This is a genomic window from Amycolatopsis sp. NPDC033938 (genome assembly GCF_055575975.1).
This window is the reverse complement of sequence record NZ_JBVIRO010000010.1, coordinates 259,206-284,667: the sequence shown is the minus strand read 5'-3', so window position 1 is coordinate 284,667 and position 25,462 is coordinate 259,206. Positions and strand designations below refer to the sequence as shown.

Below are 25,462 nucleotides of genomic sequence, written 5' to 3'. Positions count from 1 at the left end.
CGGGACCGACAGGCGGCGGGCAGCGGTGCCATGAAAGGTCCTTTCCTGGCAAATTTTGCCAGGAAAGGACCTTTCATGGCGCGCCGCGGGGCTGTGACCGGGACTTTCAGGACCGCGGAAGGCCCAGGAGCCGTTCGGCCGTCAGCGACAGCAGCACCTGCGTCGTGCCGCCCGCGATGCTGAGGCACCGGGTCAGCAGGAACTCGTGCTGCGCGGGGTCCCCGGCGACGAGCGCGTCCTCGCCCAGGTTCTCCAGCGCGAATTCCGCCACCGCCTGCCGATGCCGGACGCCCAGCAGTTTCCGCACACTCGACTCGGCACCCGGGTCCTGGCCGTCGAGCCGCCGTAGTGTGGCCCGCAGGTCGAGGACCGAACACGCGCTGCCTTCGGCGATCAGGCCGCCGAGGCGGTCGAGATCGGCACCGCCGTCGAGGACGGTGAGCAGATTCTCGACGCCTTCCCCCACCGCGGACCCGCTCCCGAGGGCGACCCGTTCGTTCGCCAGGGTCGTGCGCGCGAGCCGCCAGCCGCCGCCGACCTCGCCGACCACCTGGTCGTCCGGCACGAAGACGTCGTCGAGGAACACCTCGTTGAAGACGGCGTCGCCGGTGATCTCGCGCAGCGGGCGGGTGCTGATCCCGCCGGCGGTCATGTCGACGAGGAAGTAGGTGATGCCCTGGTGTTTCGGCGCGGCCGGATCGGTGCGCGCCAGGCAGATCGCCCAGTCCGCTTCGCGCGCGAGCGACGTCCAGACCTTCTGCCCGTTCAGCCGCCAGCCGCCGTCGACGCGCCTGGCCGTCGTGCGCAAAGACGCGAGATCGGAGCCCGCCTCGGGCTCGCTGAACAGCTGGCACCAGGTGATCTCGCCCCGCAAGGTGGGTGCCGCGAAGCGTTCCCGCTGGTCCGGCGAACCGTGTTCGAGCAGCGTCGGCACGGCCCACGCGCCGATGACCAGATCCGGACGGCGGACGCCCGCGTCGGCGAGGGCGGCGTCGATCCGCAGCTGCTCGGCGGCCGTGGCGCCCCGGCCGTACGGCGGAGGCCAATGCGGCGCCAAAAGTCCGCTGTCGGCCAGCGCGACGCGGCGGCCGGGTTCCGGCAGGGTGGCGATTTCGCCGACCAGGTCACGGAGTTCGACGTCTTCCCCGACGTCGACGCCCAGCGTCCGGCGGTCACCGCCCAGCGCGAGTTCGGCGGCGCGACGGCGCCAGCGGGCGGTTCCGCCGAGCCACTGACGCAGGGCTACGGCGCGACGCAGGTAGAGGTGCGCGTCATGCTCCCAGGTGAATCCGATGCCACCGAGGACCTGGATGCAGTCCTTCGCGTTGGCCACGGCCGCGTCGAGGGCGTAGGCCGCCGCCGTGGCGGCCGCGAGAGGATGCTGCGCCGGGTTCTCGGCGGCCCTCGCCGCGTCCCACGCGAGGGCGTCGGCGGCTTCGGCGCGGCAGAGCATTTCCGCGCAAAGATGCTTGATCGCCTGGAACGCCCCGATGGGACGGCCGAACTGCTCTCGCACCTTCGCGTACTCGACGGCGGTCCGGAGACACCATCGGGCGATCCCGGCGGCTTCGGCGGCACCGAGGGTGGCGGCGTAGTCGACCACGGGCAGCGACTCGAAAATCGCTTCGGGACGCACCCCCGCGCACCGGACCCGGCCGACCGGACGGGATACGTCGAACGGGTCGCACTGCTCGATGTCCACACCGGACGTCCCCGGTGGAATGAGCACGGAGAGGTCGCCTGCGAGAACCAGCAGCCATGCCGACGGGTGAACGTCGAGTGCCGGTCCCGACTCGCCGTCGACGACCGAGTCGGACACGAGGAAACCCGGACCGAGTACGACCGCCAGCTGTTCACTGCCGTCCGCGAGTCCGGGCAGGATCTCCTTGGCGGCCTCGGGAACCGTCGCGAGCACCGCGCCGCCCAACGCCGTTCCGAGCACAGGACCGGGCACGAGCGCTTCGGCCGCTTCGGCGAACCCGGCGGCCAGATCGGCGAGCGTGCCGCCCGCTCCGCCGACGTCTTCGGGGATCGCGACGCCGAACAGGCCGAGTTCCGCCAGCCCTGGCGGCGGCCCGGCGATCCGTCCGCTTCGGACCGCGTCGACCGGCCGGGCGGAGGCCGCCCACGCCCTGATCGACGCGGCCAGCGCCGTCTGTTCCTCGGTGAGCGCGATCGACACGGGTGGGACCTCCTCGCGGTGACCTACCGGCGAGTGTAGAACGTGTTACAGTTTCTTGCCCAGTGGGTCGCGACTTGAACCGTTCGTCCGCTTAGGTACGCTACGCGGGGAAAGTGGAACAAGTTCCGAAGCTCGGTTCGATAGAGCGGTTCGACGAAGGGGGCGTGGCGATGCCAGGGAAGGCCAAGGCACCCACGAGCGCGAAGGCGCGAAGCGGCAACGGTCTCTCCGCGCTGGGCGGCGAAGAGCTCGGCTCCGCGGCACAACGCGACCGGCGCCGCCGCATCATCGACGCGACCCTGACCCTCGCCGCGAAAGGCGGGTACGACGCGGTCCAGATGCGGGCGGTCGCCGAGAAGGCGGACGTCGCGCTCGGCACGCTGTACCGCTACTTTCCCTCGAAGATCCACCTGCTCGTTTCCGGGCTGGCCCGGGAATTCGAACGCGCGCAGGAGAAACTCGAACGCGCCGCCATCCCCGGCGACACCCCGAGCGAGCGGCTGATGTTCGTCCTCGGCCGCAACACCCGGCTGATGCAGCGCGACCCGCATCTGACCGAGGCCATGGTCCGCGCGTTCATGTTCGCCGACACCACCGCGGCCGCCGAGGTCGAGCAGGTCGGGCGGCTGATGGAGAACATGTTCGCCAAGGCCATGGGCATCGAGGACCCGACCGAGGCCGACCGCGACATCTTCCACGTCATCGCCGACGTCTGGATGGCGAACCTGGTCGCCTGGGTGACCCGGCGCGCGTCGGCGGCGGACGTGGCGAACCGGCTGGAACTTTCGGTGCACCTGCTGCTGGACAAGAACGACTGACCGGCCTCGCTCTCGTGCCATGAAAGGTCCTTTCCTTGCGAAATTTGCAAGGAAAGGACCTTTCATGGCACGAGAGCGAGGAAAGACCCCTTCAACGCGGATACCCCTCATGTCCGGCGCACCCCGGGGTCGGGCTCGGCAAAGTCGGGGTCATGAGTGGCGATTCAGACCAGAGCCAAGAGATGTTCTAAGCACCTACTGCCGGGTAAGCCTGCGGCGGTCGGTCCGTGAAGGGCCTCCTTGAGGGACTCTGATTCCCTCAAGGAGGGCGCCTGAGGCTGGTGTGACTAATGGGCCTTTTGTGGTGGCGTTTTTGCGCGTGAAGGCCCCCTTCCCTCGGCTGAGCCGAGGGAAGGGGGCCTTCACGCGCATCAGAACCATGCCAAGCCAAGCCAAGCAGTCTCAGGCGGTCAGCTTCGGAAGCACGTCCCGCCCGAACGTCTCGATGAACTCGTCCTGGTTCCGGCCCACATTGTGGATGTAGATCCGGTTGAAACCGGCGTCGACGTACTTCTGCAGCGCCGCGCGGTGCACGTCCGGATCGGACGAGACGACCATGCGGCCCTCGAAGTCCTCGCGCCGCACCAGTTTGGCCATCTGCGCGAAGTCGAACGGCGAGCGGATGTCGGCCTTCGGGAACTTCATGCCCCCGTTGGGCCATTGGTCCATCGCGTTGGCCCACGCCGTTTCGTCGTCCTCGGCCCACGACAGGTGCACCTGCAGCAGCTTCGGCATCGAGTCCGGGTCCTTGCCCGCCTTGCGCGCGCCCGTGCCGAAGTTGTCCAGGATGCCCGCGAGTTTCTCGATCGACGCGCCCGGCGTGATCAGTCCGTCGGCGAGTTCCCCGGTCTTGCGCGAGGTGTACGGGCCCGCCGACGCGATGTAGATCGGCGGCGGCTCGTCCGGCAGGGTCCACAGCCGGGTGGTGTGCAGTTTGAAGAACTCGCCACTGTGCTTGACGTCCTTGCCGGTGAACAGCTTCCGGATGACCTCGAGCGCCTCGAACATCCGCCGCACCCGCTCGGGCGCCTCCGGCCAGTAGCCGCCGATGATGTGCTCGTTGAGCGCTTCACCGGAGCCGATGCCGAGCCAGGTGCGGCCGGGGTAGGTGGCCTCCAGCGTCGCCGCGGCCTGGGCGACCATCGACGGGTGCAGCCGGAACGACGGGCAGGTCACGCCGGGGCCGAGGTCGCCGGTGGTGTTCTCCGCCAGCGAGGCGAGCACACTCCACACGAACGAGGCCTCGCCCTGCTGCGGGACCCAGGGCTGGAAGTGGTCGGCGGCCATCTGGCCGGAGAATCCGTGCTGTTCGGCCAGCGCCGCCAGCCGGATCGACTCGCGCGGTGAGAACTGCTCGAGTGCCGCGGCCAAGCCGATTTGAACCTCAGTCACGCCTGCTGCCCCTTTCGAAAGCTCTCGGCGACCTTCGCGTACTGGTCGAGTCGTTCCAGTGTCTCCGCTTCGGGCTCGGTCGGCAGGAAGAGCGTCGCCTCGTCGACGCCTCCGCTCGCCAGCGCGCGCAGCGCGTCCTCCTCCGGCGAAGCACCGAAAGCGGAGAACTTGACGTCGCTCCGGCCCTGGTCGGCCAGCCACTGACGGGCCTTGCGAAGCTCCTCCGGCGGGGTGTGGGCGTGCGGCAGCCAGCCGTCACCGAATTTCGCGATCCGCTGCATCGCCTTCTCCCCCGCGCCACCGATGTAGATCGGCGGATGCGGCTTCTGCACCGGCTTGGGCCACGCGAAGATCGGATCGAAGTCGACGAGCTTGCCGTGGAACTCGGCCTCGTCCTTGGTCCAGATCTCCTTCAGCGCGGCCAGCTGCTCGTCGACGAGCGCGCCGCGTGTCTTCGGATCCGTGCCGTGATTGCGCATTTCCTCCCGGTTCCACCCGACGCCGACGCCGAACAGGAACCGGCCGCGCGAAACCAGGTCCAGCGAAGCGACCTCTTTCGCGGTGTGGATGACGTCGCGCTGCTGCAGCAGCACGACGCCCGTGCCCAGTTTCAGGTTCGACGTGGCCCCGGCCGCCGCCGTCAGCGCGACGAACGGGTCCAAGGTCCGGTAGTAGACCCTCGGCAGCTCGCCGCCACCCGGGTACGGCGTTTCCCTGCTCACCGGGATGTGCGAATGCTCCGCGATCTGCAGCGAGCTGAACCCGCGCTCCTCCGCCGCGGCGGCGAGGACGTCCGGCCTGATGCCTTCATCGGTGATGAAGGTGGCGATTCCGATCTCCATGTCCAGCAACTACCCGGACACGCGCCGCGATATTCCCTGCCGCTAGACGTTGCGGCGGTACTGCCCGCCCACCTCGAAGAACGCCTCGGTGATCTGGCCGAGTGAGCAGACCCGTGCCGCGTCCATCAGCACGCCGAACAGGTTTCCGCCCCGGGTCGCCGCCTCGCGCAGGGTCTTGAGCGCGACCTGCGCCTCGTCGTGGTGGCGTCGCTGGAAGTCCTCGAGCCGCTCCAGCTGCGACCGCTTCTCGTCCTCGGTCGCCCGCGCGAGTTCGACCTCGACGTCGTCCTCGCCCGCGTTCGGGTTGCGGAAGGTGTTGACGCCGATGATCGGCAGCGTGCCGTCGTGCTTCTGGCGTTCGTAGAGGATCGACTCGTCCTGGATCTTGCCGCGCTGGTAGCCGGTCTCCATCGCGCCGAGCACGCCACCGCGTTCGGAGATCCGGTCGAACTCCAGCAGGACGGCCTCTTCGACCAGATCGGTCAGCTCGTCGATGATGAACGAGCCCTGCAACGGGTTCTCGTTCTTCGACAGGCCCCATTCCTTGTTGATGATCATCTGGATGGCCATCGCGCGCCGCACCGAGCTCTCCGACGGCGTGGTGATCGCCTCGTCGAAGGCGTTGGTGTGCAAGGAGTTCGCGTTGTCGTACAGCGCGCACAGTGCCTGCAGCGTGGTGCGGATGTCGTTGAAGCTCATCTCCTGCGCGTGCAGCGACCGGCCGGAGGTCTGCACGTGGTACTTGAGCTTCTGCGAACGCTCGTTGGCGCCGTAGCGCTCCCGCATCGCGACCGCCCAGATCCGCCGCGCGACCCGGCCCAGCACCGAGTACTCGGCGTCCATGCCGTTGGAGAAGAAGAACGACAGGTTCGGCGCGAAGTCGTCGATGTCCATCCCGCGCGCGAGGTAGCTCTCGACGTAGGTGAAACCGTTCGACAGGGTGAACGCCAGCTGCGAGATCGGGTTCGCCCCGGCCTCGGCGATGTGATAGCCGGAGATCGACACCGAATAGAAGTTGCGGACGCCGTGCTCGATGAACCATTCCTGGATGTCGGCCATCATGCGCAGGCTGAACTCGGTGGAGAAGATGCAGGTGTTCTGCCCCTGGTCCTCCTTGAGGATGTCCGCCTGCACAGTGCCGCGGACGTTGCGCAGCGCCCATTCACGCAGTTCGGCGATCTCGGCTTCGGACGGCGCGCGGCCGTGTTCGGCCTTGAACGCCTCGACGCGCTGGTCGATCGCGGTGTTGAGGAAGAAGGCGAGGATCGTCGGCGCCGGGCCGTTGATCGTCATCGACACCGAGGTGCTCGGCGAGGTCAGGTCGAAGCCGTCGTAGAGCACCTTCATGTCTTCGAGCGTCGCGATGGACACGCCGGAGGTGCCGACCTTGCCGTAGATGTCGGGACGGGTGTGCGGGTCGTGCCCGTACAGCGTCACCGAGTCGAACGCGGTCGAAAGGCGCTTCGCCTCGGAATCGGCCGACAGCAGCTTGAACCGTTTGTTGGTACGGAAGGGATCGCCCTCGCCGGCGAACATCCGCGCCGGATCCTCGCCCTCGCGTTTGAACGGGAAGACACCCGCGGTGTAAGGGAAGTATCCGGGCAGGTGCTCGCGGCGCAGGAAGGACAGCAGCTCACCGGATTCGGTGTAGCGCGGGAGCGCCACGCGCGGGATCCGGTTGCCGGACAGCGTGTCGCGCCAGAGCTGGGTGTGCAGTTCCTTGTCGCGGATCTTCACGACCAGCTCGTCGGCGCGGTAGGACTCGGCGAGTTCACGGAAACGCGAAAGCAGGTTCGTCGACTCGCCGTCCACATCGGACTCGGCCGCGGCGAGCAGCCCGTCGAGCGCGTCGGTGCTCGCGTCGACGGTGGCCAGCGCCTCCTTGGCGGCGGCGAGATGCTCGTACTTGCGCAGCGCGGCGACCTGCTGCTCGGTCTTGGCGTGGTAGCCGCGGAGGGTTTCGGCGATCTCCGCGAGATAGCGCGACCGGTTGGCCGGGATTATCGTGCTGGCGTCGGTGGAGACCTTGCCCTCGACCTTCGGCAGCACGCCGGGCGAGACGGTCAGGCCGCGTTCGGCGAGCGTGTCGCGCAAGTGCTGGTAGAGCGCGGTGACGCCGTCGTCGTTGAACTTCGCGGCGCTGGTGCCGTAGACCGGCATGTCCTCGGGCGAGGAGCTGAACGCCTCACGGTTGCGGACGAGCTGACGCGCGACGTCACGGCGGGCGTCCTCGGCGCCGCGGCGCTCGAACTTGTTGATCGCCACCGCGTCGGCGAAGTCGAGCATGTCGATCTTCTCCAGCTGCGACGCCGCGCCGAACTCCGGCGTCATGACGTACAGCGACTGGTCCACGTAGTCGACGATGCCGGCGTCACCCTGGCCGATACCCGGCGTCTCGACGATCACCAGGTCGAAGCCCGCGGCCTTGCAGGCGAGGATCGACTCGGAGAGACCGGTGGGGATCTCACCGCTGGTGGTCCGGGTGGCCAGCGAGCGGAAGTAGACGGGGCTGCCGTCGAGGCAGTTCATCCGGATCCGGTCGCCGAGCAGCGCTCCCCCGCCCTTGCGGCGCGACGGGTCGACGGCCAGCACGGCGATGCGGAGCTTGTCCTCCTGGTCCAGCCGGAACCGGCGGATCAGCTCGTCGGTGAGCGACGACTTGCCGGAACCACCCGTTCCGGTGATGCCCAGGACCGGCACCTGCCGCGTCTTGGCGGCTTCGGTGATCTTGCCGAGCCACTCCGGCGACAGCGATTCGCGCTGAAGCTGGGTGATGACCCGGGACAACGCCGGGATGTCACCCGAAAGCAGTTTGTCCAGCGAGCCCGGCGACTGCGCGGACAGGTCCGTGTCGCAGGCCTTGATCATCAGGTTGATCATGCCCGGGAGACCCATCTCGTAGCCGTCTTCCGGCGAGAAGATCCGCGCGACGCCGCGTGAGTGCAGCAGGTCGATCTCCTCGCGGACGATGACCCCGCCCCCGCCGCCGAACACCTTGATGTGCCCGGCGCCGCGTTCGTTCAGCAGCTCGACCAGGTAACTGAAGTATTCGACGTGCCCGCCCTGATAGGCGCTGATGGCCACGCCCTGGACGTCCTCGGCGATGGCCGCGGTGGCGACCTCGTCGACCGACCGGTTGTGCCCGAGGTGAACGACCTCCGCGCCCTGCGACTGCAAGATGCGCCGCATGATGTTGATGGACGCGTCGTGCCCATCGAAGAGGCTCGACGCCGTCACGAAGCGAACGGGATTCACGGGCCGGTGCAGGTCGGTGGTCATACCCTCCAAAATACTTGGACTTCCTACTGTTTTAAACCCATCCACTCGCGTGACGGCGCTCTCACTCGTTCTTGACAGATCGACACGCACCAGTATATTCAACCGAAGGGTTAAACAACCGATTGATTGAGCAGCGATGACCACTGATCAGCTCAGCGCCACGTTCGCCGCACTGGCGGACCCCACGCGGCGCGCCATCCTCGCCCGGCTCGCCACCGGGGAGGCGAGCGTCAACGAGCTGGCCGAGCCCTTTTCGGTCAGCCTCCAGGCCATCTCCAAGCATCTGAAGGTCCTCGAGCGCGCGGGACTGATCAGCCGGACCAAGACCGCGCAGTGGCGGCCCTGCCGCCTGGAGGCCGCTCCGCTCGGCGATGTCGCCGACTGGGTCGAGCGGTACCGGCGCTTCTGGGAAGGCGGCTTCGACCGCATGGAACAGCATCTGGCGGAACTGCAGAAAGGCGAACGAAATGACTGAGACCGTCACACTGCCGGAGGTCGTCTCGGCCGACGAATGGCAGGTCGCGCGAGACGCGTTGCTGATCAAGGAAAAGGAACTCACCCGGGCCGCGGACGCGGTCGCCGCCGAACGGCGACGGCTGCCGATGGTCCGCTTCGACGGCAAGTACGAATTCGAGGGACCGCAGGGGCGGGTCACGCTGCTGGACCTGTTCGAGGGACGGCGCCAGCTGGTCGTCTACCACTTCATGCTCAACCCAGGCCAGAAGGCGGGCTGCCCCGGCTGCTCGATGGTCGTGGACAACATCGGCCACCTCGCGCACCTGCACGCCCGCGACACCACGCTGTATGTGGTCGCGCCGGCGACGCTGCCCGAGATCGAGCGATACAAGGAACGGATGGGCTGGACCGTCCCGTGGGTCTCGACCGCCGACGACTTCAACCCGGACTGCGGCATCGATGGCGGATTCGGCGTCAGCGTCTTCCTGCGTGACGGCGACGAGGTGTTCCGGACGTACTTCACCGCCGGCCGCGGCGCCGACCAGCTGGTGGGGACGCTGCGCTACCTGGACCTGACGCCGTTCGGGCGGCAGGAGGCGTGGGAGGAGTCCGGTCGCGGGACCGACGGCCCCGGGCACTGGTGGAAGCGGCACGACGAGTACTGAGCCTCTTCGCATTCAGTCCTCTGAATGCGGCGAGGGTGTCGAGCGCCGACCGGTACCGAGCGTCCTCACCAGGCGGCAAAACTTCCGGTTGATGCCTCTATGTACGGTTTTGGAGGGCCAGGAAGTCCGTGATCTTGCAGGTCAGACGTCCTGGCTGCGACGGGGTCGTATGCGCCGGTGGTGGAGTTTGATCAACGTGGGGCAGGCCTGGTTAGGGACGCCAGCGGGTTCAGTGTCCACAAGGGACATCGCCGGGTGATTGAGTATCCGATTGATGTCGCTATGTACGGTTCGGGGCGGGGTCGTGAGTGGCGATTCGGGTTAGAACGCTCATTAACACTCACGACCCCCTCCTGAAACCGCGCAACTTGCCCAAACCGGGCACATTCGTCTCATAAAATGTCCCTTGAGGACAGTCGAGAGCCGGGTGTGGCCGCTTCGCGTGACCCCGCTCCCGCCGGGTCCATCACGACACTTTCGCTGTGTCCCGCTCTAACGGTGGAGCCGACCAGCAGTTATGCGACTTCGCCGGGCCCCTGACCCTCAAGGTAGGGAAGGAGGCCTTCACGGACCTTTGCCTTACCTCTCAAGGGCACCCGAATCTGTGGCTCCCTCCCAGCCTGTCTTGAAAGCCGGCGACATGGCCTCTTCGCATTTAGTCCTCTAAATGCGAAGAGGCCATGTCGAGAACCCCGGCTCCGCTCCGACCCCTTGGTGTCCGGCGCCCGGAAGGCGGGCGCCACACCGGAAGGATCAAGCCATGCGCAAGCTCGTCTACGCCGTCCACACCTCGCTCGACGGCCGGGTCGAAGGCCCGAACGGCGAGTTCGACTGGGCCGCGATGGGCCCGGAGCTGTCCGCCCACTCCCAGGAACTCAACGACCGCGCCGACACCCTCCTCTACGGACGGCGGGTCTGGGACATGATGTCGTCGTACTGGCCGCGGGCGGAGGAGATTTCGGATCACCCGCACGACCTCGCGTACGCGCCGATCTGGCGGGAGACACCCAAGATCGTCTTTTCGCGGACGCTCGAAACCGCGGACTGGGGCACCGAGGTCATCGGTGGCGACCTCGCCGGAAACGTCGCCAGGCTCAAAGGCAAGCCCGGCAAGGATCTGCTGTTGATGGGCGGGGCCGAACTGGCCACGGCGCTCGCCGACCTCGGCCTGATCGACGAGTTCCACGTCGTCGTGCACCCGGTGGTGCTCGGCGGCGGCAAGCAGGTGTTCGGCGGCGGCGTCCGGACGGACCTGCGGTTGACCGGCACCCGGACGATGGACGGGCGCGCGGTACTGCTGACCTACGAAAAGTGAGTGAGGTGTCCCCTGGGCGGCAGCCCCTACGCTGCCGCCGTCAGGTCACCTCGCGTTGCTCGCCCGCAAGGCGATCCACTGCCGCATGGCGTATTCGACCAGCGTGATCAACGTCTGCTTCGTCGACTCCCGCTCCCGGGCGTCACAGCGGACGATCGGGATGTTGGGGTCGATCGACAGCGCTTCACGCACGTCGTTGATGTCGTGTTCGAGGATGCCGTCGAAGGTGTTGACCCCGACGATGTAGGGCAGGCCCCGGTCTTCGAAGAAGTCGATCGGGGCGAACGAGTCGGCCAGCCGCCGCGTGTCGGCCAGCACCACGGCGCCGATCGCGCCGCGGACGAGGTCGTCCCACATGAACCAGAACCGCTGCTGCCCGGGCGTGCCGAACAGATAGAGGATCAGGTCCGCGTCGAGGGACACGCGGCCGAAGTCCATCGCGACCGTGGTGGTCGACTTGTTGGGCGTCTGGTCGAGGTTGTCGATCCCCCGACTGGCGTCCGTCATCATCGCCTCGGTGGTGAGCGGGACGATCTCCGACACCGAACCGACGAAGGTCGTCTTACCCGCACCGAAGCCACCCGCCACGACGATCTTCGCGGATGTCATGGTCGGGGGCGCGGTTTCCCGCGGTGCCTTAAAGCCGACGGAGTCCACTCAAAACCCTTTCCATCAACACCAGATGTGCCTCGGCGCCGTCATTGCCCGAAATCGTCTTGTGCACGCTGACCAGTCCCGCGTCCGCCGCGTCGCTGATCAGCACGCGTGCCACACCCAGCGGTACCCGCAAGGTCGCCGCGATCTCGGCGACCGAGCGCGGGGTCCGGCACTCTTCGATGATCGAAACGCACTCGATCTGCTCCGTGGCCCCCGCGGGGAGGCTACCCGCGGCGACGTGGTCCTTGGTGGAGATGAGCGTCTCCAGCTCAAGAGCGTAGTTCGCCTTGGTCCGGCCGCCGGTGAGGGCATAGGGACGGACGATCGCCGTCTCTTCGAGCGGTGACGGCCCCTGCTCGAAGACGGCGGGCATGATGAACTCGCCACTGGGCGGGCCCGGGTCGAAAAGACCACCTGGTCTCGGCCCGACGGCGCCTGCGCCGCTGTCGGGTGGAGAAGCAAGTGAGGTCACGCGGTCTCCTTGATCGGTCGGCTGCGGGACTGCCGATTCCCCGGCGGCGTGTGCTCCGCTCACCGGGAAATCCTCGGACTGCTTGCTCTTCTTGCGCTTCCGACGACCACGGCCCGAATCCAGAGTGAAGCCGTTCAGGACGTCGGCGAACGTGCCGTCGTCCCGTGAACCGGCAGCATTGGCAGCCCCCGCGCGCGGAGGCTGTCGTTCACCCGTCCCCGGCTGTTCACCGAAGGATCCGGACCCGGTGCTCATCGAGACATCATCCCACCGGTTCGCCGATCAGCGACCCACCGGCGCCCTGCAATTGCGCGCGGAGTTCCGGAGTGAGGATCTGGCCCACCCGGTCGACGAGCATCGTCATCTCGTAGGCGACCTGTCCGATGTCGCAGTTCGGGGCGGCGAGGATGGCCAGACAGGAGCCGTCGCTGATGGACATCAGCACCATGATGCCGAGTTCCATCTCGACGACGGTCTCGTTGACCGCGCCTGCCTCGAAACACCGTGCGGCGCCCTGGGTCAGGCTCACCAGCCCGGACGCGACCGCGGCCAGCTGGTCCGCCCGGTCGAGCGGGAGCCTGCTCGACGCGGTGAGCAGGAGGCCGTCCGCCGACACGACCACGGCGTGCGCCACTCCGGGCACCCGCTCGGCGAAGTCATTCACCAGCCACCCGAACTGGTTCTGCTGGGGCTGGGCCGGGTTCGGCGAGGTCATTCACCCTCCAGGGTTTCGTGGTTGGCTTCGGTCGCCTGGGCCGTGCGGTGCCGTCCGCGCTGGATGCCCTGCTGGAAACTGCTCAGGCGACCGCGCACGTCGTGCGCGTCTCGCTGTGGTCGGGGGGTGACCGCCCCGGCGGGGGGTCCCGCGCTGCCCGGAAGCAGTTGCTCCCCGCGACGGCGCCTGGGTAATCCTGCCGAAGTCGTCTTCGAGGGCACTGACTGGGACACCGCTTGGGCGGCCTTCCAGCCCTCGTCGGAACCGAAGTTCCACGCGTCGGTCCGCTCGACGGCGGTGGCGGGCTCCGCTTCCGGCGTCGCTGCCTGCGCGTTCTTCTCCGGACGCCGGGTGGGCAGCGTGGCAGGCGGCGAGGCGGGCCGAGCGGCCGTCTCCGGCGCCTTGGCGGTCTCGGGTGCGTCGGGAGCCTTGGCGGGTTCCGGGGCCGCGGCCGTCTCGGGGGCGGGGAGCTGCGTGGTGGCGGGCGCGGTCTTGCCCGCGGTCTCCTTGCGGCCCCGTTTGACGCCCTGCTGGAAGCTGCTCAGCCTCCCGCGCACGTTCGCGGGGTCGCGGACCGGCAGCTCCGACTTGGCGGTGGGTTCGGCGGCCGGGATCGACGACAGCGCGCTGCCCGGCAGCAGCTGCTCGCCCTTGCGGCGGCGCGGCAGCCCGGCCTGGGTGAACGTCGACGGGGCGGTCTGAGAGACCTCCTGGACCGTGCGGAACGCCTTGTCGCTGGCGAAGTCCCAGTTGCGGGCCTCTTGCTCGTCGGCGGAACCGGCTTCGGCGGCCTTCTTCTCGGCGGGCTCCTTCTTCCCCTGCTTCTCCTTCTTGTCCGCGGGTTTGGCCGCGGACTTCTCCGGCGCGGGGGCGGGCGAACGGAACCACGCCGAAAGCATCTCGTCGAAGATCGGCGTCGTCTCCGACGCGGTGGGCGGCGGGACCACCGGAGCGGCGGGCGGGGCCGCCTGGCTCCACCACTCGCTCAGCGTGGTGCTGTTCTTGGCCTCGAACAGCTCCTTGCCGCTGGGCAGCTCGCCTTCCGTCGCGGCGGACGCGGCCTTCTTCGGCTCGGCGGGCTTTTCCGCTTCCTTCGCGACCGGCTCGGATTCGGCGGCGGGCTCCGGCTCCGGCAGGCGAGGCTGCGGCGCCGACGGCGGCTGAGCGGGCGGAGGTGTCGTCTGGTCCTTGGGGATCGGGCTGAACAACGCGGTTCCCGAGATCTCCACGTCCGACGGCGGCCGCGGTTCCTGGGTGTGGGTGTGCCCGTTCAGCCCGGATTTGGTGTGCCCGGCCAGATCGTTCGCCGACGGCCACCGGTCACCGCCCTGCGACGGCACGCTCGGCATGGCAGGCCGCGAGCCGTTGGCGGGACGCTGGCGGCGGGGCAGGCCGCCCGGCTGCTGCGGCGGCAGCGGCGCGAGGCGCTGGGTGATCGGACCGGTGGCGGGACCGGGATCCCCCACCGGGACCATCACCAGATCCGCCGGGACCGAGACGGTGGCGCGCACGCCGACGATGTCCTTGCCGCCGTGCAGCGAGACACCGATGCGGTGCCTGCTGGCCAGCCGTCCGACCACGAACAGGCCCATCCGGCGCGAGGTGGTGAGGTCGACGTTGGGTGCCTCGGTGAGCCGGGCGTTGGCCTCGGCGACCTCGGCCTCGTTCATCCCGATGCCCTTGTCGAGGATGTCGATGCCGAACGAGCCGTCTTCGAGTAGCCGGGTCGCGACGGTCACCTGCGTCTCCGGGGCGGAGAAGGCGGTGGCGTTGTCCAGCAGCTCGGCGATCAGGCGCATCAGATCGTTGGCCGCGTACCCGACCAGCCGGACCGGTGGCGGGTTCTGCACGGTGACCCGTTGGTACTGCTCGATCTCGGACACCGCCGCGCGGACCACGTCACTGGCGGAGACCGGCTGACCGGACCGCCTGCCCGGCTCGGCGCCGGAAAGGACCATCAGGTTCTCGTTGTTGCGGCGCATGCGGGTGGCGAGGTGGTCCAGCTGGAACAGCGTGGCGAGCTGGTCGGCGTCTTCCTCGTCACGCTCCAGCCGTTCGATCAGCTGCAGCTGCCGCTGCACGAGGCTCTGACTGCGGCGGGAGAGGTTGACGAACACGTTGCTGTAGCCGGTCCGCATCGAGGCCTGCTCGGTGGCCAGGCGCAGCGCCTGGTGGTGCACCTTGTCGAAGGCCCTGGCGACCTCGCCGATCTCGTCGTCGCTGCCGACGGGGACGGGGTGGACGTCGGTGCCCTGCGAGCGGCCCTCCTGGATGTTGCGGACCGCGTCGGGCAGCTGTTTCTCGGCGACGTCGAGCGCGCTGGCGCGCAGCACCTTCAGCGAGCGCAGCAGCTGGCGGGTGATGAGGAAGACGACGGCGACGGCGAGCACCATCGCGCCGAACAGCAGGACCGCGAGCAGGCCCGCGCCGCTGCTGGCGTCGTCGACCAGTTCGGCCGACACCGCGTTCGCCCGCGCGCCGAACTGGTTCGCGACCTCGCCGACCTTGGTGATCATCGTGGTCGACGCGTCGGTCCAGCCCTGCGCGGACAGCGTGCGGAAGGCTTGTTCGGTGGGCGTGCCCTGGTCGCCCAGGGCGGTCTTCGCGAGCCTGTCGCGCGTCTCCATCGCGTCATCGCTGACGACGGCGGCGAACTCCTGGCGCTGCTGTTCCGAAGCGGCGGCGCGGAAGTCGGTGAACCGGTCGGCCAGCCGGAGTTCGGCGGTGCGTACCTGGGTGAGCTCGCTCGGCGCGAGACCCGAGCGGGCGATGCCGAAGGAGACCAGCGCCTGGCTCAGCGACAGCTGTTCCTTCATCACGGCGAGGTCGTGCAACGCGGCGGGGGTGCTGCCGAGGGCGTCTTCACTGGCGCCGGCGGCCAGCGCGGTGTCGACGGCGAGCAGCGCGGTGGTGACTTCGGTGTACTCACCGATGGCCTGGACCGGATCGAGCTGTCCGGCGGAGGCCCGCTGCCGGATGTCGGCCAGCTTGTCCAGCTGGGCGGTCGCGGCGTCCTTCGCCTGCGCGAGTGACGGCTCGGCCTCCACGGCCCTGACCGCGGCGGCGCGATACAACGGAATGGCCGTGTCGACGTCGCCGCGGGCGGAGGCGAGCTCGAGGGTGCCGCCGACGGTGCCGGCGGTCAGCCCGGCGGCGGACTGGGTGCGTTCGCGCCCGAGCCCGTCGGCGAGCGTGCGGATCTGCCCGCTCAGCGCGACGAGGCGGTCGAGCCGCTGATAGCCGTCGGAACGGCCGACCTGGCTCGCGATGGTGGCGATGCCCAGCGCGAGCGCGATGAGGATCGGCACCAGTGTCACGGCCGACAGCTTCACCGGCAGGCTCCAGTCCCGCCAGCGCACGAGCGCGCGCCAGCCGGTGGCCCACCGCGATGGCCGGGGAGTGCGTCCCAGCAGCTCCCCGACAGGCACTTGGCCTTCTCCTGCAACGGTCACGTAGGTGACTCCCTGTCCGGCGTCCTGGCACGGTCTGAGGCGTCCGTTCCCGCGAGGAACCTACCTGCGGAGAACTCGGCCCCGGCCTGACCACGTGATCGACCGCGACAGGAGAGACCCGGTCCGGCGATCCGGGTGCCCCCAGGGACACCGGTCCGCTCCGGAAGGTCTTGCACCTGCACGTGCAGGTCGCAACCTGCGAAGTGCATGGTCGTCGAGATCAACTTTGCTTTGCCAATCGATCACTGCGGGTCAGCCGGGCCAAAGAATCGTACACCAATCCGGGTACCGTCAATTCCGTTCAGCACACGGGCGCTGACCTGCGAAAAGTGTATTCCCGAACGATGTACAAGGACCGAAAACCGCCTCCGCGTCACAAACGAGGGAATTCCGGTTACAGCTTGCGCCGACGCAGGGTGCGCCTGGGTCACCCGAACAGCCTACGCTCGGTAGCCGCGTCGCCCGGTCGAACTACTTTCCGTGCCCCCAATGGGTGGGTCAAGCCCAAATCTGTGCCCGATGTTGTGGCCTTGCCGTTCCGGTCGGCTCGGCAACCCCGAGGCAGGTGATTTCTTTCGGGATACCGGGTGAGCCAGGGGATCTTCCCCGCCTCGCGATGGCGGGCAGAGTATCGAAGCCCGGCGCGACCAGGAAGCAAAACTACGATCTGTCACCAAAACGAGGGACACAGCGTGGTCACCCTCAACCATTTGCCGCAGTGCTCCGTTCGGGCGACGACCGCGCGTGACAAACTTGCTCACTATTACGAGTGATAAAGGCCCTGTCATTCCGGCCGAAACGAATTCCCGGAACCTAATCGCGACCGGAAAACGAATACCCGCACATGCGTTCACGCAAGCGGGGTCGCCTTTTCAGAGCACTCGAAGGCGTAGTTAGTATGTGCGCTCCATACCGCGCCCGGATGCCAGCAAGCCCCCGGAGGAACCCATGACCGACGTCGCGCGTCCCTTCGCGGCGAGCAACGCTCTCGAGGACACCGGGCAGATGCCCGCGCTGTTCGTCCGGGGGCGAGCGCCCGCGCCCGCGCCGCCCCGCGGCACCGGCCCGGACTTCGACCGGATCCAGCACGGCAAGGAGTTCGTCGCGCTGCGCAAGTCCTTCCGGCGGTTCGTGTTCCCGATGAGCCTGCTGTTCTTCACCTGGTACATGACCTACGTGCTGCTGGCGGCCTACGCGCACGAGTTCATGAGCCGGAAGGTGTTCGGCGAGGTCAACGTCGGCATCCTGCTCGGGCTCGGCCAGTTCGCCAGCACGGTGCTGATCACGATCGCCTACCTGAGGTTCGCCAACAAGCGGCTCGACCCCAAGGTCGAGCGGCTGCGGGCCTCGGTCGAGGCGGGTGAGCGATGAGCATCCCCGACAACGACCCGATCCTGAACGTCGTGGTCTTCGCGCTGTTCGTCGCGATCACCCTGTACGTGGTGTACCGCGCCAGCACGCGCAACTCCTCCACTTCGGACTACTACGCGGCGGGCAGCGCCTTCACCGGGCGGCAGAACGGCATCGCGCTTTCGGGCGACTTCCTCTCGGCGGCGTCGTTCCTCGGCATCGCCGGGGCGATCGCGATCCACGGCTACGACGGCTTCCTGTACTCGATCGGGTTCCTCGTCGCCTGGCTGGTCGATCTCCTCCTGATCGCGGAACTGCTCCGCAACACCGGCCGCTTCACCATGGGCGACGTGCTGAGCTTCCGGATGAAGCAGCGCCCGGTCCGCGCCGCGGCCGCGACGTCGACGCTGGTGATCTCCTTCTTCTACATGCTCGCGCAGATGGCGGGCGCCGGCGGGCTGGTGGCGTTGCTGCTGGACATCCACGGCGGGATCGGCCAGGCGCTGGTGATCGGTGTCGTCGGTATCGTCATGGTGCTGTACGTGCTGGTCGGTGGGATGAAGGGCACCACGTGGGTGCAGATCATCAAGGCGACCATCCTGTTGCTGACCGGTGCCCTGATCACCGTGTTCCTGTTCGGCAAGTTCGGCTTCAGCTTCTCGAACCTGCTCTCGGCCGCCGCCGACAAGAGCCCACTCGGTGACGAGCTGCTGCAGCCGGGCGGCTCGTACGGCAAGAGCGAGGTCACGAAACTCGACTTCGTCTCGCTGGCGCTGGCGCTGGTCCTCGGCGCCGCCGCGCTGCCGCATGTGCTGATGCGCTTCTACACGGTGCCGAACTCGCGCGAGGCTCGGCGTTCGGTGGTGTGGGCGACCGCGTGCATGACCGTCTTCTATCTCTGCACGCTGGTCATCGGTTTCGGCGCGGCCGCGCTGGTCGGCCCGGAGGCGATCAAGAACGCGCCGGGCGGGGAGAACTCGGCGGCGCCGCTGCTGGCACTGAACATCGGCGGCACCGTACTGCTCGGCGTCGTCTCGGCGGTGGCCTTCGCGACCATCCTCGCCGTCGTCGCCGGGCTGACGATCACCGCGTCGGCCTCCTTCGCCCACGACGTCTACGCCAACATCTTCAAACACGGCAAGGCGGAACCGGCCGCGGAGGTCCGGGTCGCCCGGCTGACCGCGGTCGCCGTCGGGGCGTTCGCGATCGTGGGCGGCATCCTGGCGAACGGGCAGAACATCGCGTTCCTGGTGGCGCTGGCGTTCGCGGTCGCGGCCTCGGCGAACCTCTCGACGCTGCTGTACTCGCTGTTCTGGAAGCGGTTCAACACCACCGGCACCCTGTGGGGCATCTACGGCGGACTGATCGCGAGCCTGGTGCTCGTGTTCTTCTCGCCGGTGGTGTCCGGGGCGGCGGACTCGATCATCAAGGGCGTCGACTTCCACTGGTTCCCGCTGAAGAACCCGGGTCTGGTGTCGATCCCGTTCTCGTTCCTGTGCGGCTTCGTCGGCACGTTCGTCGGGCGCTCGAAGGCCGATCCGGTCAAGCACGCCGAGATGGAGGTGCGGTCCCTCACCGGGATCGGCTCCTGATCTGCGCCCCGCGCGCGCCATGAAAGGTCCTTTCCTTGCAAAATTTGCAAGGAAAGGACCTTTCATGGCGTCCGGAGGCCGTCCAGCACGACCAAGAGCAGCCGTTTCGCGTCCTCAGGCGACGCCTTGCTCGCCGCCGAACCCACTCCATGGCCCAGCCGCAGGATGTCGATCCCGGTGACGTCCTCCCGGAGGACACCCGCGTCCTGAGCCGCCCTCACGATCGCGTCGGACGCCGACCGCAGCCGCGACTGGCACCAGGCGAAGACCTCGGACCCGGCGTCGACGGACGCCTTCAGTGTCGTCGCGAGACCGTGCTTCTCAACCACGTAGGCGACGTGCGTGGCCAGCCACGCCTCGAGCGCTTCGCCCGGCGGTAGCCGGTCGAGCAGGTCGAACGCCTGCTGGGCCATCCCGTCGATCTCGTCGCGATAGACCGCCTCGATCAGTTTGTCGCGGGTCGGGAAGTGCCGGTACAGCGTGCCCGCGCCGACCCCGGCGCGTTTGGCGATGTCGTCGGCGGGCACGTCCACCCCGTCGTCGGTGAACGCCTTCTTCGCCACGGCCACGATGCGCTCGTAGTTGCGCCGCGCGTCCGCGCGCATGGGCCGGGCCGGATCGGCCGTGACCATCTGCACCTCCTCGGGCGACGAAAACGGAGACATTCTCCGAATCCACTTGCGTAAGCGGAGACAGTCTCCATATCATCGCTCACGACCTCAAGTGGAGAGTCTCTCCGCTTCATCTCGTTATGTCTTTGGAGTATTCCTTGACCGAGCGAACCCTGCGTACCGAGCCTAGGCCGGAGACGGCACAGGCCCCACCGCGTCCGCACCGGCTGGTCCTCCCGATCGTGCTGACCTGCCAGCTCATGCTCATCCTCGACGCGACGGTGATGAACGTCGCGCTCCCCCGCATCCAATCCGACCTCGGCTTCACCGACACCGGCCTCTCCTGGGTGATGACCGCGTACAGCCTGGTCTTCGGCGGCTTGCTGCTGCTCGGCGGCCGGGCTGGAGATCTGTTCGGCCGCCGCCGGATGTTCGTCGTCGGCGCGGGCGTGTTCACCGCCGCCTCCCTGCTCGGCGGCCTCGCCGACTCGGCGGAAATGCTGATCGCCGCCCGGATCGCGCAGGGTGTCGGCGCGGCACTCGCCGGTCCGAGCACACTGGCGCTGATCACCAGCACGTTCACCGAAGCGAAGGCACGGGTGCGCGCGCTGGCAATGTTCTCGGCGATGTCCAGCAGCGGTTTCGCGATCGGCCTGCTGCTCGGCGGGCTGCTGACCGAATGGATCTCGTGGCGCGCGGCGCTGTACATCAACGTCCCGTTCGGGCTCGCGATCGTCCTGCTCACCTCGCGGTATGTCGCCGATCCTCCGCGACGACGCGCCCGGCTGGACCTGCCCGGCGCGCTCACCGGCACCCTCGGCGTCGGCTCGCTCGTGTTCGCCTTCACCCACGCCGCGTCACACGGCTGGGGCGACACGATCACCCTCGGCGCTCTCGCCGCCGGACTGGCTCTGCTGGCCGCGTTCGTCACCATCGAAACCAGGGTGGGCGAACCGCTGATCCCGTTGCGCCTGTTCGCCGAACGCGACCGCGCCGCGGCCTACGTCAACTTCTTCCTCGGGCCGATGGCGATGATGTCGATGTTCTTCTTCCTGACCCAGTTCCTGCAGGACATCGCGGGTTTCGCCGCACTGGAGACCGGCTTCGCGTTCCTGCCGATGGCGGTCTGCATGTTCCTGCTCAGCAGGCTGATCCCGAGGCTGCTCCCCCGGTTCGGGCCCAAACCGCTCGCGCTGACCGGGACCGCGTTGATGACCTCCGGCGTCGTCTGGCTGACCACGCTCACCACGGACAGCGGCTACTTCGCGCATCTGCTCGGGCCGATGCTGCTGATGGGCGTCGGCGCGGGGATGGCGTTCTCCCCGCTCAGCGTGATCATCATGGCGACGGTGCCGACCGAGGACGCGGGTGCCGCCGGTGGCGCTTTGCAGACGATGCAGCAGGTCGGGGCGACGCTGGGGCTCGCGATCCTGATCACCGTGTTCGGCGCGGTGACGCGGACGCCGTCCGGGAGCCCGGCGGAGACCACCGTCGGCGGGATGACCGCCGCCTTCACCGCGGCGGCCGTGGTGACGGCGCTGTCGTTCCTGGTGGCGCTGACCTTCCGGCGCCGGGCTTAGAGCTTCTGACCCGCGTCGACCTTGTGCGTGACCTTGCGCTCCATCACGAACGAGAAGAACGGGATGCAGCCGGCGATCAGCACGAGGAGGGTGCCCTTCATCGACCAGCGGGCCTTGATCGCGAGGTCGACCGCGAGCAGCAGGTAGATCAGGTAGAGCCCGCCGTGGACCATGGGGATCATCTTCACGAACTGGGGAAGTTCCACGCGGAAGACGTACTGCAGCAGCATCTCGACGACCAGCCCGAGCAGGGCGACACCGGTGGCGTACGCGGCGACGCGGAACCGGATCAGCGGCCCGCCCAGCGAGACCGAGCGGGCCGGGGCGGCGTCGTCAGTTCGGGTGGTCATAGGGTCTCGAACCTCTCTGGGGAACTACTCGTCGCGGGCGTTGAGTTCGCGCAAGTACCTGTTGTAAGCGGCGAGCTCGTCGTCTTCGGGGGCGGGCGGCCGAGGCGCCGGGGCGCGCCTCTGCCGGGGAGCGGGCACTTCGGGGACGGCGGTCTCGGCCGTCCGCTCCGGGGTGTCGGCCTCCGCGGCCTGGCGGCGGAGCTTACGGATCCGCCAGAACATGAACGCGGGGAACAATCCGAACAGCGGCCACTGCAGGACGTAGCCCAGGTTCTGGAAGGTCCCGCTCGCCGAGGAGAACCGCTCCCACTGCCACCAGGCGAGCCCGCAGCACAGCGCCAGGCTCACCAGGCAGACGCCGGCGATGCCGAGACGGCGCAGGGTGACAGACGGTGCGGGCACGCATCGACGCTAGCACTGGCGGCGGTCCGAAACTTCGCCGACCGGGGCACTCGGGACCTTGGTCCCGGCTCCGGCGCTCTCGCGGCTCGGAGTCCGTGAAGGCCTCCTTCCCTACGCTCAAAGTAGGGAAGGAGGCCTTCACAGACTGGGGAAGGTGTGAAGGTCGAGTTTCCTCGGCTGAGCCGAGGGAAGGGGTCCTTCACGCGCCGCCGTTGCGCCTGGTGGTGCCGCTGAGGCTCGTGAGGCTCGTCTACGAGAGGTGAGGGGAACTTTGAGGGACTCTGAGTCCCTCAAGGGGCCCTTCACGGCCCGGCCGCGACCGGGCTCACCCGGCATAGGCACCTAAACACCGTTGGCCAGAACGACCCGATGTCGCAAGCAACACGCCAGAGTCCCTCACGAGCGGGACTGCACGGCCTTCGCGTAGTCGTCCGCCAGCCCGAAGACCTTCTGCGCGTACTCCGTCGAGTTGTTGTAGGACAGGATGCCCTGCCACCAGCCCGAGGCGGCCGACATGTCCCGGTTGCCGACGCACAGATAACGTGCCGCCGCCAGCGACGCGTCGTCGATCTGCTGCGGGTCGCCGACACCGTCGCGATTGCCGTCGGCGGCGTAGCGGCGCCAGGTGCTGGGGATGAACTGCATCGGGCCGACGGCGCGGTCGACGGCCGCGTCCCCGTCGAACTGACCGCCGTCGGTGTCCCCGATCGCCTTGACGCCGGGTGAGCCGTCGAGCGGGACACCGATGATCGGTTTCGACGGGCGGCCGTCCTGGCCGAGGACCGCGCCGCCGTACTGACCGTGATTCGATTCGATCCGGCCGATGCCGGCGAGCGTGGCCCACGAGATCTTGCAGCTCGGCTGCAGCTGGCGCATCGCCAGCTCGGCCGTGCCGTAGGCGAGCAGTGCCCTGGCCGGGATGCCGGTGGCCTGCGCCGCCCGTTCGGTCCACGCGGCCAGCGGGTCCTTGCCCGTTTTCGGCTGCGCCTGCTGCGGCGAGGTCTGCTGGGCCGCTCCGCCGGCGGGCGTGGCGTTGACCGGGACGACCGTTCCCGGTTTCACGTCCGCCGCCTTGACCTGCAAGGCGGGGATCTCCATCGTCGTCGGGCTCGCGACCGGGGCGGACGCCTTGGTCACCAGCCAGATCCCGCCCCCGGCGAGACCGAGGACGGCCAGTACGACCACCAGCCTGACGAGAACGGCGCCGCCCGCCCCGCGACGTGGCGGAACGGGCTTGGCCGGGTCGGCGACGAGCTCGTCGTTTTCCGGGGTGGTGCGCACGAAGCGGGTCCTCCAGCGTGGGCGGCGATCACGACCGATGCTCGAACAACGAGCCCGCGCAGGTTAGCGTTACGCGGTCGCCGGGATCGCCTCTGCCACGCCGGTTCACCCGCGTGTGCGAGAAGTTCTCATCAGGCGGACTTCTGCTGCCTCGCCAGCCGTGCCACGCACCAGGCCGGGGCGCTGCCGCGGCGAAGGTGCTGCAAAACGGTCATCGGACCGAGACGGCGGCTCAGGTCGGACGGGGCGAGCCCGGCCGCGCGGTAGTCGAGCGCGCGCTGGTCGAGCGGGCTGATGCCGGCGTCCCACCAGGCCTCGGCCTCGGCGACGCCGCCGACCATCTGCCACCATCCCGCGGCGGCGACGAGCAGATCCTGCGGGACATCGGGAAGACGGCTGCGCATGGCGTCGAGGTAGCCGGGGTCGGCGGCCTCGACCGGCGCCCAGCGCGCCTGACCGGACTGCTGACGCTGGCCGGGGATCCCGGGCGCCTGACGGGGCGCGTCGGCGAGCCACGCGGACGCGATGCGGTCGACCTCCTGCTCCTCGGGGGTCTGCTCGCGCTCGGCGGCCCACTGCCGGATCAACGCGTCGACTCCGGGATCTCCGGTCATCCCTGCCTCCTCATGATTCCCCGACTGACAAGTCCTGACTTACTTGCCCGGCTGGATGTCCGCTTTCGCCCTGGGGCTTGCACCTGCGGAAACCCTCGCCCAGGAGGCCGGCTCCGGCGCCTGGAAGACCAACCGATCACGCAATGTGAGCACCGTAGGGGCGCGGAGGTCTCTTCCGCCAGAGCTTCCTGGGCACGAATTCGTCGACCTGCGGGTTTTCGGGGCCAATCCACCCGGATGGTCGAGTCGCCCGACCGAAATCCGAGGTCGGTGACAGGGAGTGATATCCGCAGGTGGCTGCGCACGGTGATCACCGGCGTCACCAGGGACACCGGTGATCGGCGCGACGGGTCAGGAGAAGAGGCTCCGCACGAACGTGACGATGGCTTCGGCACCGGACCGGAGCCAGCCGAGCGCGGTGTGGACGGCGTCGGCGGATTGAGTCGGCCTGCTGATCAGAAAGAAGAGCACGAGCGCGACGACAGCGATCACAACGAATTTCTTCAAGCCGGGCGACATGGCCCCATCCCATCACACCGTAGTGTCGGCGACGATGACTCCGCGCGCGCTGCGGACTTTGTCACCACTTTAAGGAGATCCGGGCCTCCATGCCCACCCTGAACCGCCCGAGGGAGCGATAGATGAGCGAAAACGTTCTCGTCCACCGGGACGGGCCGGTGACGACGATCACCCTGGACCGGCCCGAGGCCCGCAACGCGGTGGACGGCCCGACCGCCGCCGCGCTGGCGGACGCGTTCCGTGCCTTCGACGGCGACGAGGAGGCCGCGGTCGCCGTGCTCACCGGTTCGGGTGACGCCTTCTGCGCCGGAGCCGATCTGAAGGCCGTCGGCACCGGCCGCACCAACTCGCTCAGCCCGGCGGGCGACGGTCCCATGGGGCCGACGCGGCTGGCCCTCTCGAAGCCGGTGATCGCCGCGGTCCGCGGGCACGCCGTCGCGGGCGGCCTCGAACTGGCGCTGTGGTGCGATCTGCGGGTCGCGGACAGCACGGCCGTCTTCGGGGTGTTCTGCCGCCGCTGGGGTGTCCCGCTGATCGACGGCGGCACGGTGCGCCTCCCCCGGCTGATCGGGCACTCGCGGGCGATGGACCTGATCCTCACCGGCCGCCCGGTCGACGCCGGCGAGGCACTCGCGATCGGGCTGGCGAACCGCGTCGTACCCGACGGTGAGGCGGTGAGCGCCGCGCAGGCCCTCGCCCGCGAACTGGCGGCGTTCCCGCAGGCGTGCCTGCGCGCGGACCGCAAGTCCGCCTACGGCCAGTACGGGCTCACCGAAGAAGAGGCACTGCGGTCCGAGTTTTCGAACGCGCTGATCGGCGGCGGGCTCGCCGAAGAAGCCGTCGAGGGCGCGAGCCGATTCAGCGGGGGCGCGGGGCGTCACGGCAGTTTCGACGGCCCGAGGTCCTAGTGTCTGTCAG

22 protein-coding genes are annotated in these 25,462 nt (G+C 68.6%); 8 read left to right on the top strand and 14 right to left on the bottom strand.

All coding sequences use genetic code 11. The annotated features are described in order from the left end of the window. Window positions 1-106: 106 nt before the first annotated feature. Window positions 107-2,182 carry an acyl-CoA dehydrogenase family protein gene (locus ACZ5ZX_RS25185; RefSeq protein WP_465504425.1) on the bottom strand — a complete coding sequence of 692 codons (2,076 nt, stop codon included), beginning with the start codon at window positions 2,180-2,182 and terminating at the stop codon, window positions 107-109. A 170-nt stretch (window positions 2,183-2,352) separates the two neighbouring features. Between ACZ5ZX_RS25185 and kstR the strand changes: the two genes are divergently transcribed. Then, window positions 2,353-3,000 (top strand): cholesterol catabolism transcriptional regulator KstR, encoded by a 648-nt coding sequence (kstR, locus tag ACZ5ZX_RS25180; RefSeq protein WP_037304445.1) that lies wholly within the window; start codon window positions 2,353-2,355, stop codon window positions 2,998-3,000. 402 nt (window positions 3,001-3,402) lie between these two features. Here kstR and ACZ5ZX_RS25175 read toward each other — a convergent pair whose 3' ends face one another. From ACZ5ZX_RS25175 to icmF, 3 genes are read right to left on the bottom strand one after another with little or no spacing between them, the layout of a single operon-like run. Next, window positions 3,403-4,392 (bottom strand): TIGR03557 family F420-dependent LLM class oxidoreductase, encoded by a 990-nt coding sequence (locus ACZ5ZX_RS25175; protein WP_191254397.1) that lies wholly within the window; start codon window positions 4,390-4,392, stop codon window positions 3,403-3,405. Beyond that, a complete protein-coding gene (locus ACZ5ZX_RS25170) occupies window positions 4,389-5,234 on the bottom strand; it encodes an LLM class F420-dependent oxidoreductase (protein ID WP_465504424.1) in 846 nt (281 codons plus the stop codon). The genes ACZ5ZX_RS25175 and ACZ5ZX_RS25170 overlap by 4 nt, the downstream gene beginning before the upstream one ends. A gap of 42 nt (window positions 5,235-5,276) precedes the next feature. Continuing rightward, a complete protein-coding gene (gene icmF, locus ACZ5ZX_RS25165; protein ID WP_465504423.1) occupies window positions 5,277-8,513 on the bottom strand; it encodes a fused isobutyryl-CoA mutase/GTPase IcmF in 3,237 nt (1,078 codons plus the stop codon). A 136-nt stretch (window positions 8,514-8,649) separates the two neighbouring features. Between icmF and ACZ5ZX_RS25160 the strand changes: the two genes are divergently transcribed. The 3 genes from ACZ5ZX_RS25160 to ACZ5ZX_RS25150 all read left to right on the top strand — a co-directional run bounded on the left by ACZ5ZX_RS25160 (window position 8,650) and on the right by ACZ5ZX_RS25150 (window position 10,949). Next, a complete protein-coding gene (locus tag ACZ5ZX_RS25160; RefSeq protein WP_465504422.1) occupies window positions 8,650-8,988 on the top strand; it encodes an ArsR/SmtB family transcription factor in 339 nt (112 codons plus the stop codon). Continuing rightward, entirely contained in the window at window positions 8,981-9,634 is a 654-nt protein-coding gene (locus ACZ5ZX_RS25155) for a DUF899 domain-containing protein (RefSeq protein ID WP_465504421.1), read from the top strand. The genes ACZ5ZX_RS25160 and ACZ5ZX_RS25155 overlap by 8 nt, the downstream gene beginning before the upstream one ends. A gap of 760 nt (window positions 9,635-10,394) precedes the next feature. Beyond that, on the top strand, window positions 10,395-10,949 hold the full coding sequence (locus tag ACZ5ZX_RS25150) for a dihydrofolate reductase family protein (RefSeq protein WP_465504420.1): 555 nt from the start codon (window positions 10,395-10,397) through the stop codon (window positions 10,947-10,949). 45 nt (window positions 10,950-10,994) lie between these two features. On the opposite strand, the gene ACZ5ZX_RS25145 is transcribed toward ACZ5ZX_RS25150, so the two are convergent. From ACZ5ZX_RS25145 to ACZ5ZX_RS25130, 4 genes are read right to left on the bottom strand one after another with little or no spacing between them, the layout of a single operon-like run. Next, window positions 10,995-11,558, bottom strand: coding sequence for a GTP-binding protein (locus ACZ5ZX_RS25145; protein ID WP_007033694.1), 564 nt, complete (start codon window positions 11,556-11,558; stop codon window positions 10,995-10,997). A gap of 28 nt (window positions 11,559-11,586) precedes the next feature. Next, the gene (locus ACZ5ZX_RS25140; protein WP_465504419.1) at window positions 11,587-12,333 is read right to left on the bottom strand and encodes a DUF742 domain-containing protein; all 747 of its coding nucleotides are present in this window, start codon (window positions 12,331-12,333) and stop codon (window positions 11,587-11,589) included. Between the two features lie 7 nt (window positions 12,334-12,340). Beyond that, window positions 12,341-12,793 (bottom strand): roadblock/LC7 domain-containing protein, encoded by a 453-nt coding sequence (locus tag ACZ5ZX_RS25135; RefSeq protein ID WP_005166055.1) that lies wholly within the window; start codon window positions 12,791-12,793, stop codon window positions 12,341-12,343. Then, window positions 12,790-16,221: a sensor histidine kinase gene (locus ACZ5ZX_RS25130; RefSeq protein ID WP_465504418.1), complete on the bottom strand. Its 3,432-nt coding sequence runs from the start codon at window positions 16,219-16,221 to the stop codon at window positions 12,790-12,792. Before ACZ5ZX_RS25130 ends, ACZ5ZX_RS25135 begins: the two co-directional genes overlap by 4 nt. A 972-nt stretch (window positions 16,222-17,193) precedes the next feature. Between ACZ5ZX_RS25130 and ACZ5ZX_RS25125 the strand changes: the two genes are divergently transcribed. Further along, the gene (locus ACZ5ZX_RS25125; RefSeq protein WP_465504417.1) at window positions 17,194-17,616 is read left to right on the top strand and encodes a DUF485 domain-containing protein; all 423 of its coding nucleotides are present in this window, start codon (window positions 17,194-17,196) and stop codon (window positions 17,614-17,616) included. After that, window positions 17,613-19,187, top strand: coding sequence for a solute symporter family protein (locus ACZ5ZX_RS25120; protein ID WP_465504416.1), 1,575 nt, complete (start codon window positions 17,613-17,615; stop codon window positions 19,185-19,187). Before ACZ5ZX_RS25125 ends, ACZ5ZX_RS25120 begins: the two co-directional genes overlap by 4 nt. Before the next feature lie 62 nt (window positions 19,188-19,249). Here ACZ5ZX_RS25120 and ACZ5ZX_RS25115 read toward each other — a convergent pair whose 3' ends face one another. Continuing rightward, entirely contained in the window at window positions 19,250-19,819 is a 570-nt protein-coding gene (locus ACZ5ZX_RS25115; protein WP_465504461.1) for a TetR/AcrR family transcriptional regulator, read from the bottom strand. A gap of 137 nt (window positions 19,820-19,956) precedes the next feature. Between ACZ5ZX_RS25115 and ACZ5ZX_RS25110 the strand changes: the two genes are divergently transcribed. Continuing rightward, complete coding sequence (locus ACZ5ZX_RS25110; RefSeq protein ID WP_465504415.1) at window positions 19,957-21,378, top strand: MFS transporter; 1,422 nt, start codon at window positions 19,957-19,959, stop codon at window positions 21,376-21,378. Here ACZ5ZX_RS25110 and ACZ5ZX_RS25105 read toward each other — a convergent pair. From ACZ5ZX_RS25105 to ACZ5ZX_RS25085, 5 genes are all read right to left on the bottom strand, one after another. Next, window positions 21,375-21,728, bottom strand: coding sequence for a DUF3817 domain-containing protein (locus tag ACZ5ZX_RS25105; protein WP_465504414.1), 354 nt, complete (start codon window positions 21,726-21,728; stop codon window positions 21,375-21,377). The genes ACZ5ZX_RS25110 and ACZ5ZX_RS25105 overlap by 4 nt on opposite strands. 24 nt (window positions 21,729-21,752) lie before the next feature. Beyond that, entirely contained in the window at window positions 21,753-22,130 is a 378-nt protein-coding gene (locus tag ACZ5ZX_RS25100; protein WP_465504413.1) for a hypothetical protein, read from the bottom strand. A gap of 396 nt (window positions 22,131-22,526) precedes the next feature. Beyond that, the gene (locus ACZ5ZX_RS25095; protein WP_465504412.1) at window positions 22,527-23,411 is read right to left on the bottom strand and encodes a lytic transglycosylase domain-containing protein; all 885 of its coding nucleotides are present in this window, start codon (window positions 23,409-23,411) and stop codon (window positions 22,527-22,529) included. Between the two features lie 131 nt (window positions 23,412-23,542). Further along, window positions 23,543-24,025, bottom strand: coding sequence for a helix-turn-helix transcriptional regulator (locus ACZ5ZX_RS25090; protein ID WP_465463570.1), 483 nt, complete (start codon window positions 24,023-24,025; stop codon window positions 23,543-23,545). 351 nt (window positions 24,026-24,376) lie between these two features. Continuing rightward, a complete protein-coding gene (locus tag ACZ5ZX_RS25085) occupies window positions 24,377-24,517 on the bottom strand; it encodes a hypothetical protein (protein WP_005166069.1) in 141 nt (46 codons plus the stop codon). A gap of 149 nt (window positions 24,518-24,666) precedes the next feature. On the opposite strand from ACZ5ZX_RS25085, the gene ACZ5ZX_RS25080 reads away from it, so the two are divergent. Further along, window positions 24,667-25,452, top strand: coding sequence for a crotonase/enoyl-CoA hydratase family protein (locus ACZ5ZX_RS25080; protein WP_465504411.1), 786 nt, complete (start codon window positions 24,667-24,669; stop codon window positions 25,450-25,452). The last annotated feature ends 10 nt before the right edge of the window (window positions 25,453-25,462 follow it).

Excerpts from the sequence above, each read along its gene's own strand:
- kstR (WP_037304445.1), top strand. The coding sequence starts at position 2,353 with ATGCCAGGGAAGGCCAAGGCACCCACGAGCGCGAAGGCGCGAAGCGGC.
- ACZ5ZX_RS25170 (WP_465504424.1), bottom strand. The coding sequence starts at position 5,234 with ATGGAGATCGGAATCGCCACCTTCATCACCGATGAAGGCATCAGGCCG.
- icmF (WP_465504423.1), bottom strand. The coding sequence starts at position 8,513 with ATGACCACCGACCTGCACCGGCCCGTGAATCCCGTTCGCTTCGTGACG.
- ACZ5ZX_RS25160 (WP_465504422.1), top strand. The coding sequence starts at position 8,650 with ATGACCACTGATCAGCTCAGCGCCACGTTCGCCGCACTGGCGGACCCC.
- ACZ5ZX_RS25155 (WP_465504421.1), top strand. The coding sequence starts at position 8,981 with ATGACTGAGACCGTCACACTGCCGGAGGTCGTCTCGGCCGACGAATGG.
- ACZ5ZX_RS25150 (WP_465504420.1), top strand. The coding sequence starts at position 10,395 with ATGCGCAAGCTCGTCTACGCCGTCCACACCTCGCTCGACGGCCGGGTC.
- ACZ5ZX_RS25145 (WP_007033694.1), bottom strand. The coding sequence starts at position 11,558 with ATGACATCCGCGAAGATCGTCGTGGCGGGTGGCTTCGGTGCGGGTAAG.
- ACZ5ZX_RS25140 (WP_465504419.1), bottom strand. The coding sequence starts at position 12,333 with ATGAGCACCGGGTCCGGATCCTTCGGTGAACAGCCGGGGACGGGTGAA.
- ACZ5ZX_RS25135 (WP_005166055.1), bottom strand. The coding sequence starts at position 12,793 with ATGACCTCGCCGAACCCGGCCCAGCCCCAGCAGAACCAGTTCGGGTGG.
- ACZ5ZX_RS25125 (WP_465504417.1), top strand. The coding sequence starts at position 17,194 with ATGACCGACGTCGCGCGTCCCTTCGCGGCGAGCAACGCTCTCGAGGAC.
- ACZ5ZX_RS25120 (WP_465504416.1), top strand. The coding sequence starts at position 17,613 with ATGAGCATCCCCGACAACGACCCGATCCTGAACGTCGTGGTCTTCGCG.
- ACZ5ZX_RS25115 (WP_465504461.1), bottom strand. The coding sequence starts at position 19,819 with ATGGTCACGGCCGATCCGGCCCGGCCCATGCGCGCGGACGCGCGGCGC.
- ACZ5ZX_RS25105 (WP_465504414.1), bottom strand. The coding sequence starts at position 21,728 with ATGACCACCCGAACTGACGACGCCGCCCCGGCCCGCTCGGTCTCGCTG.
- ACZ5ZX_RS25090 (WP_465463570.1), bottom strand. The coding sequence starts at position 24,025 with ATGACCGGAGATCCCGGAGTCGACGCGTTGATCCGGCAGTGGGCCGCC.
- ACZ5ZX_RS25080 (WP_465504411.1), top strand. The coding sequence starts at position 24,667 with ATGAGCGAAAACGTTCTCGTCCACCGGGACGGGCCGGTGACGACGATC.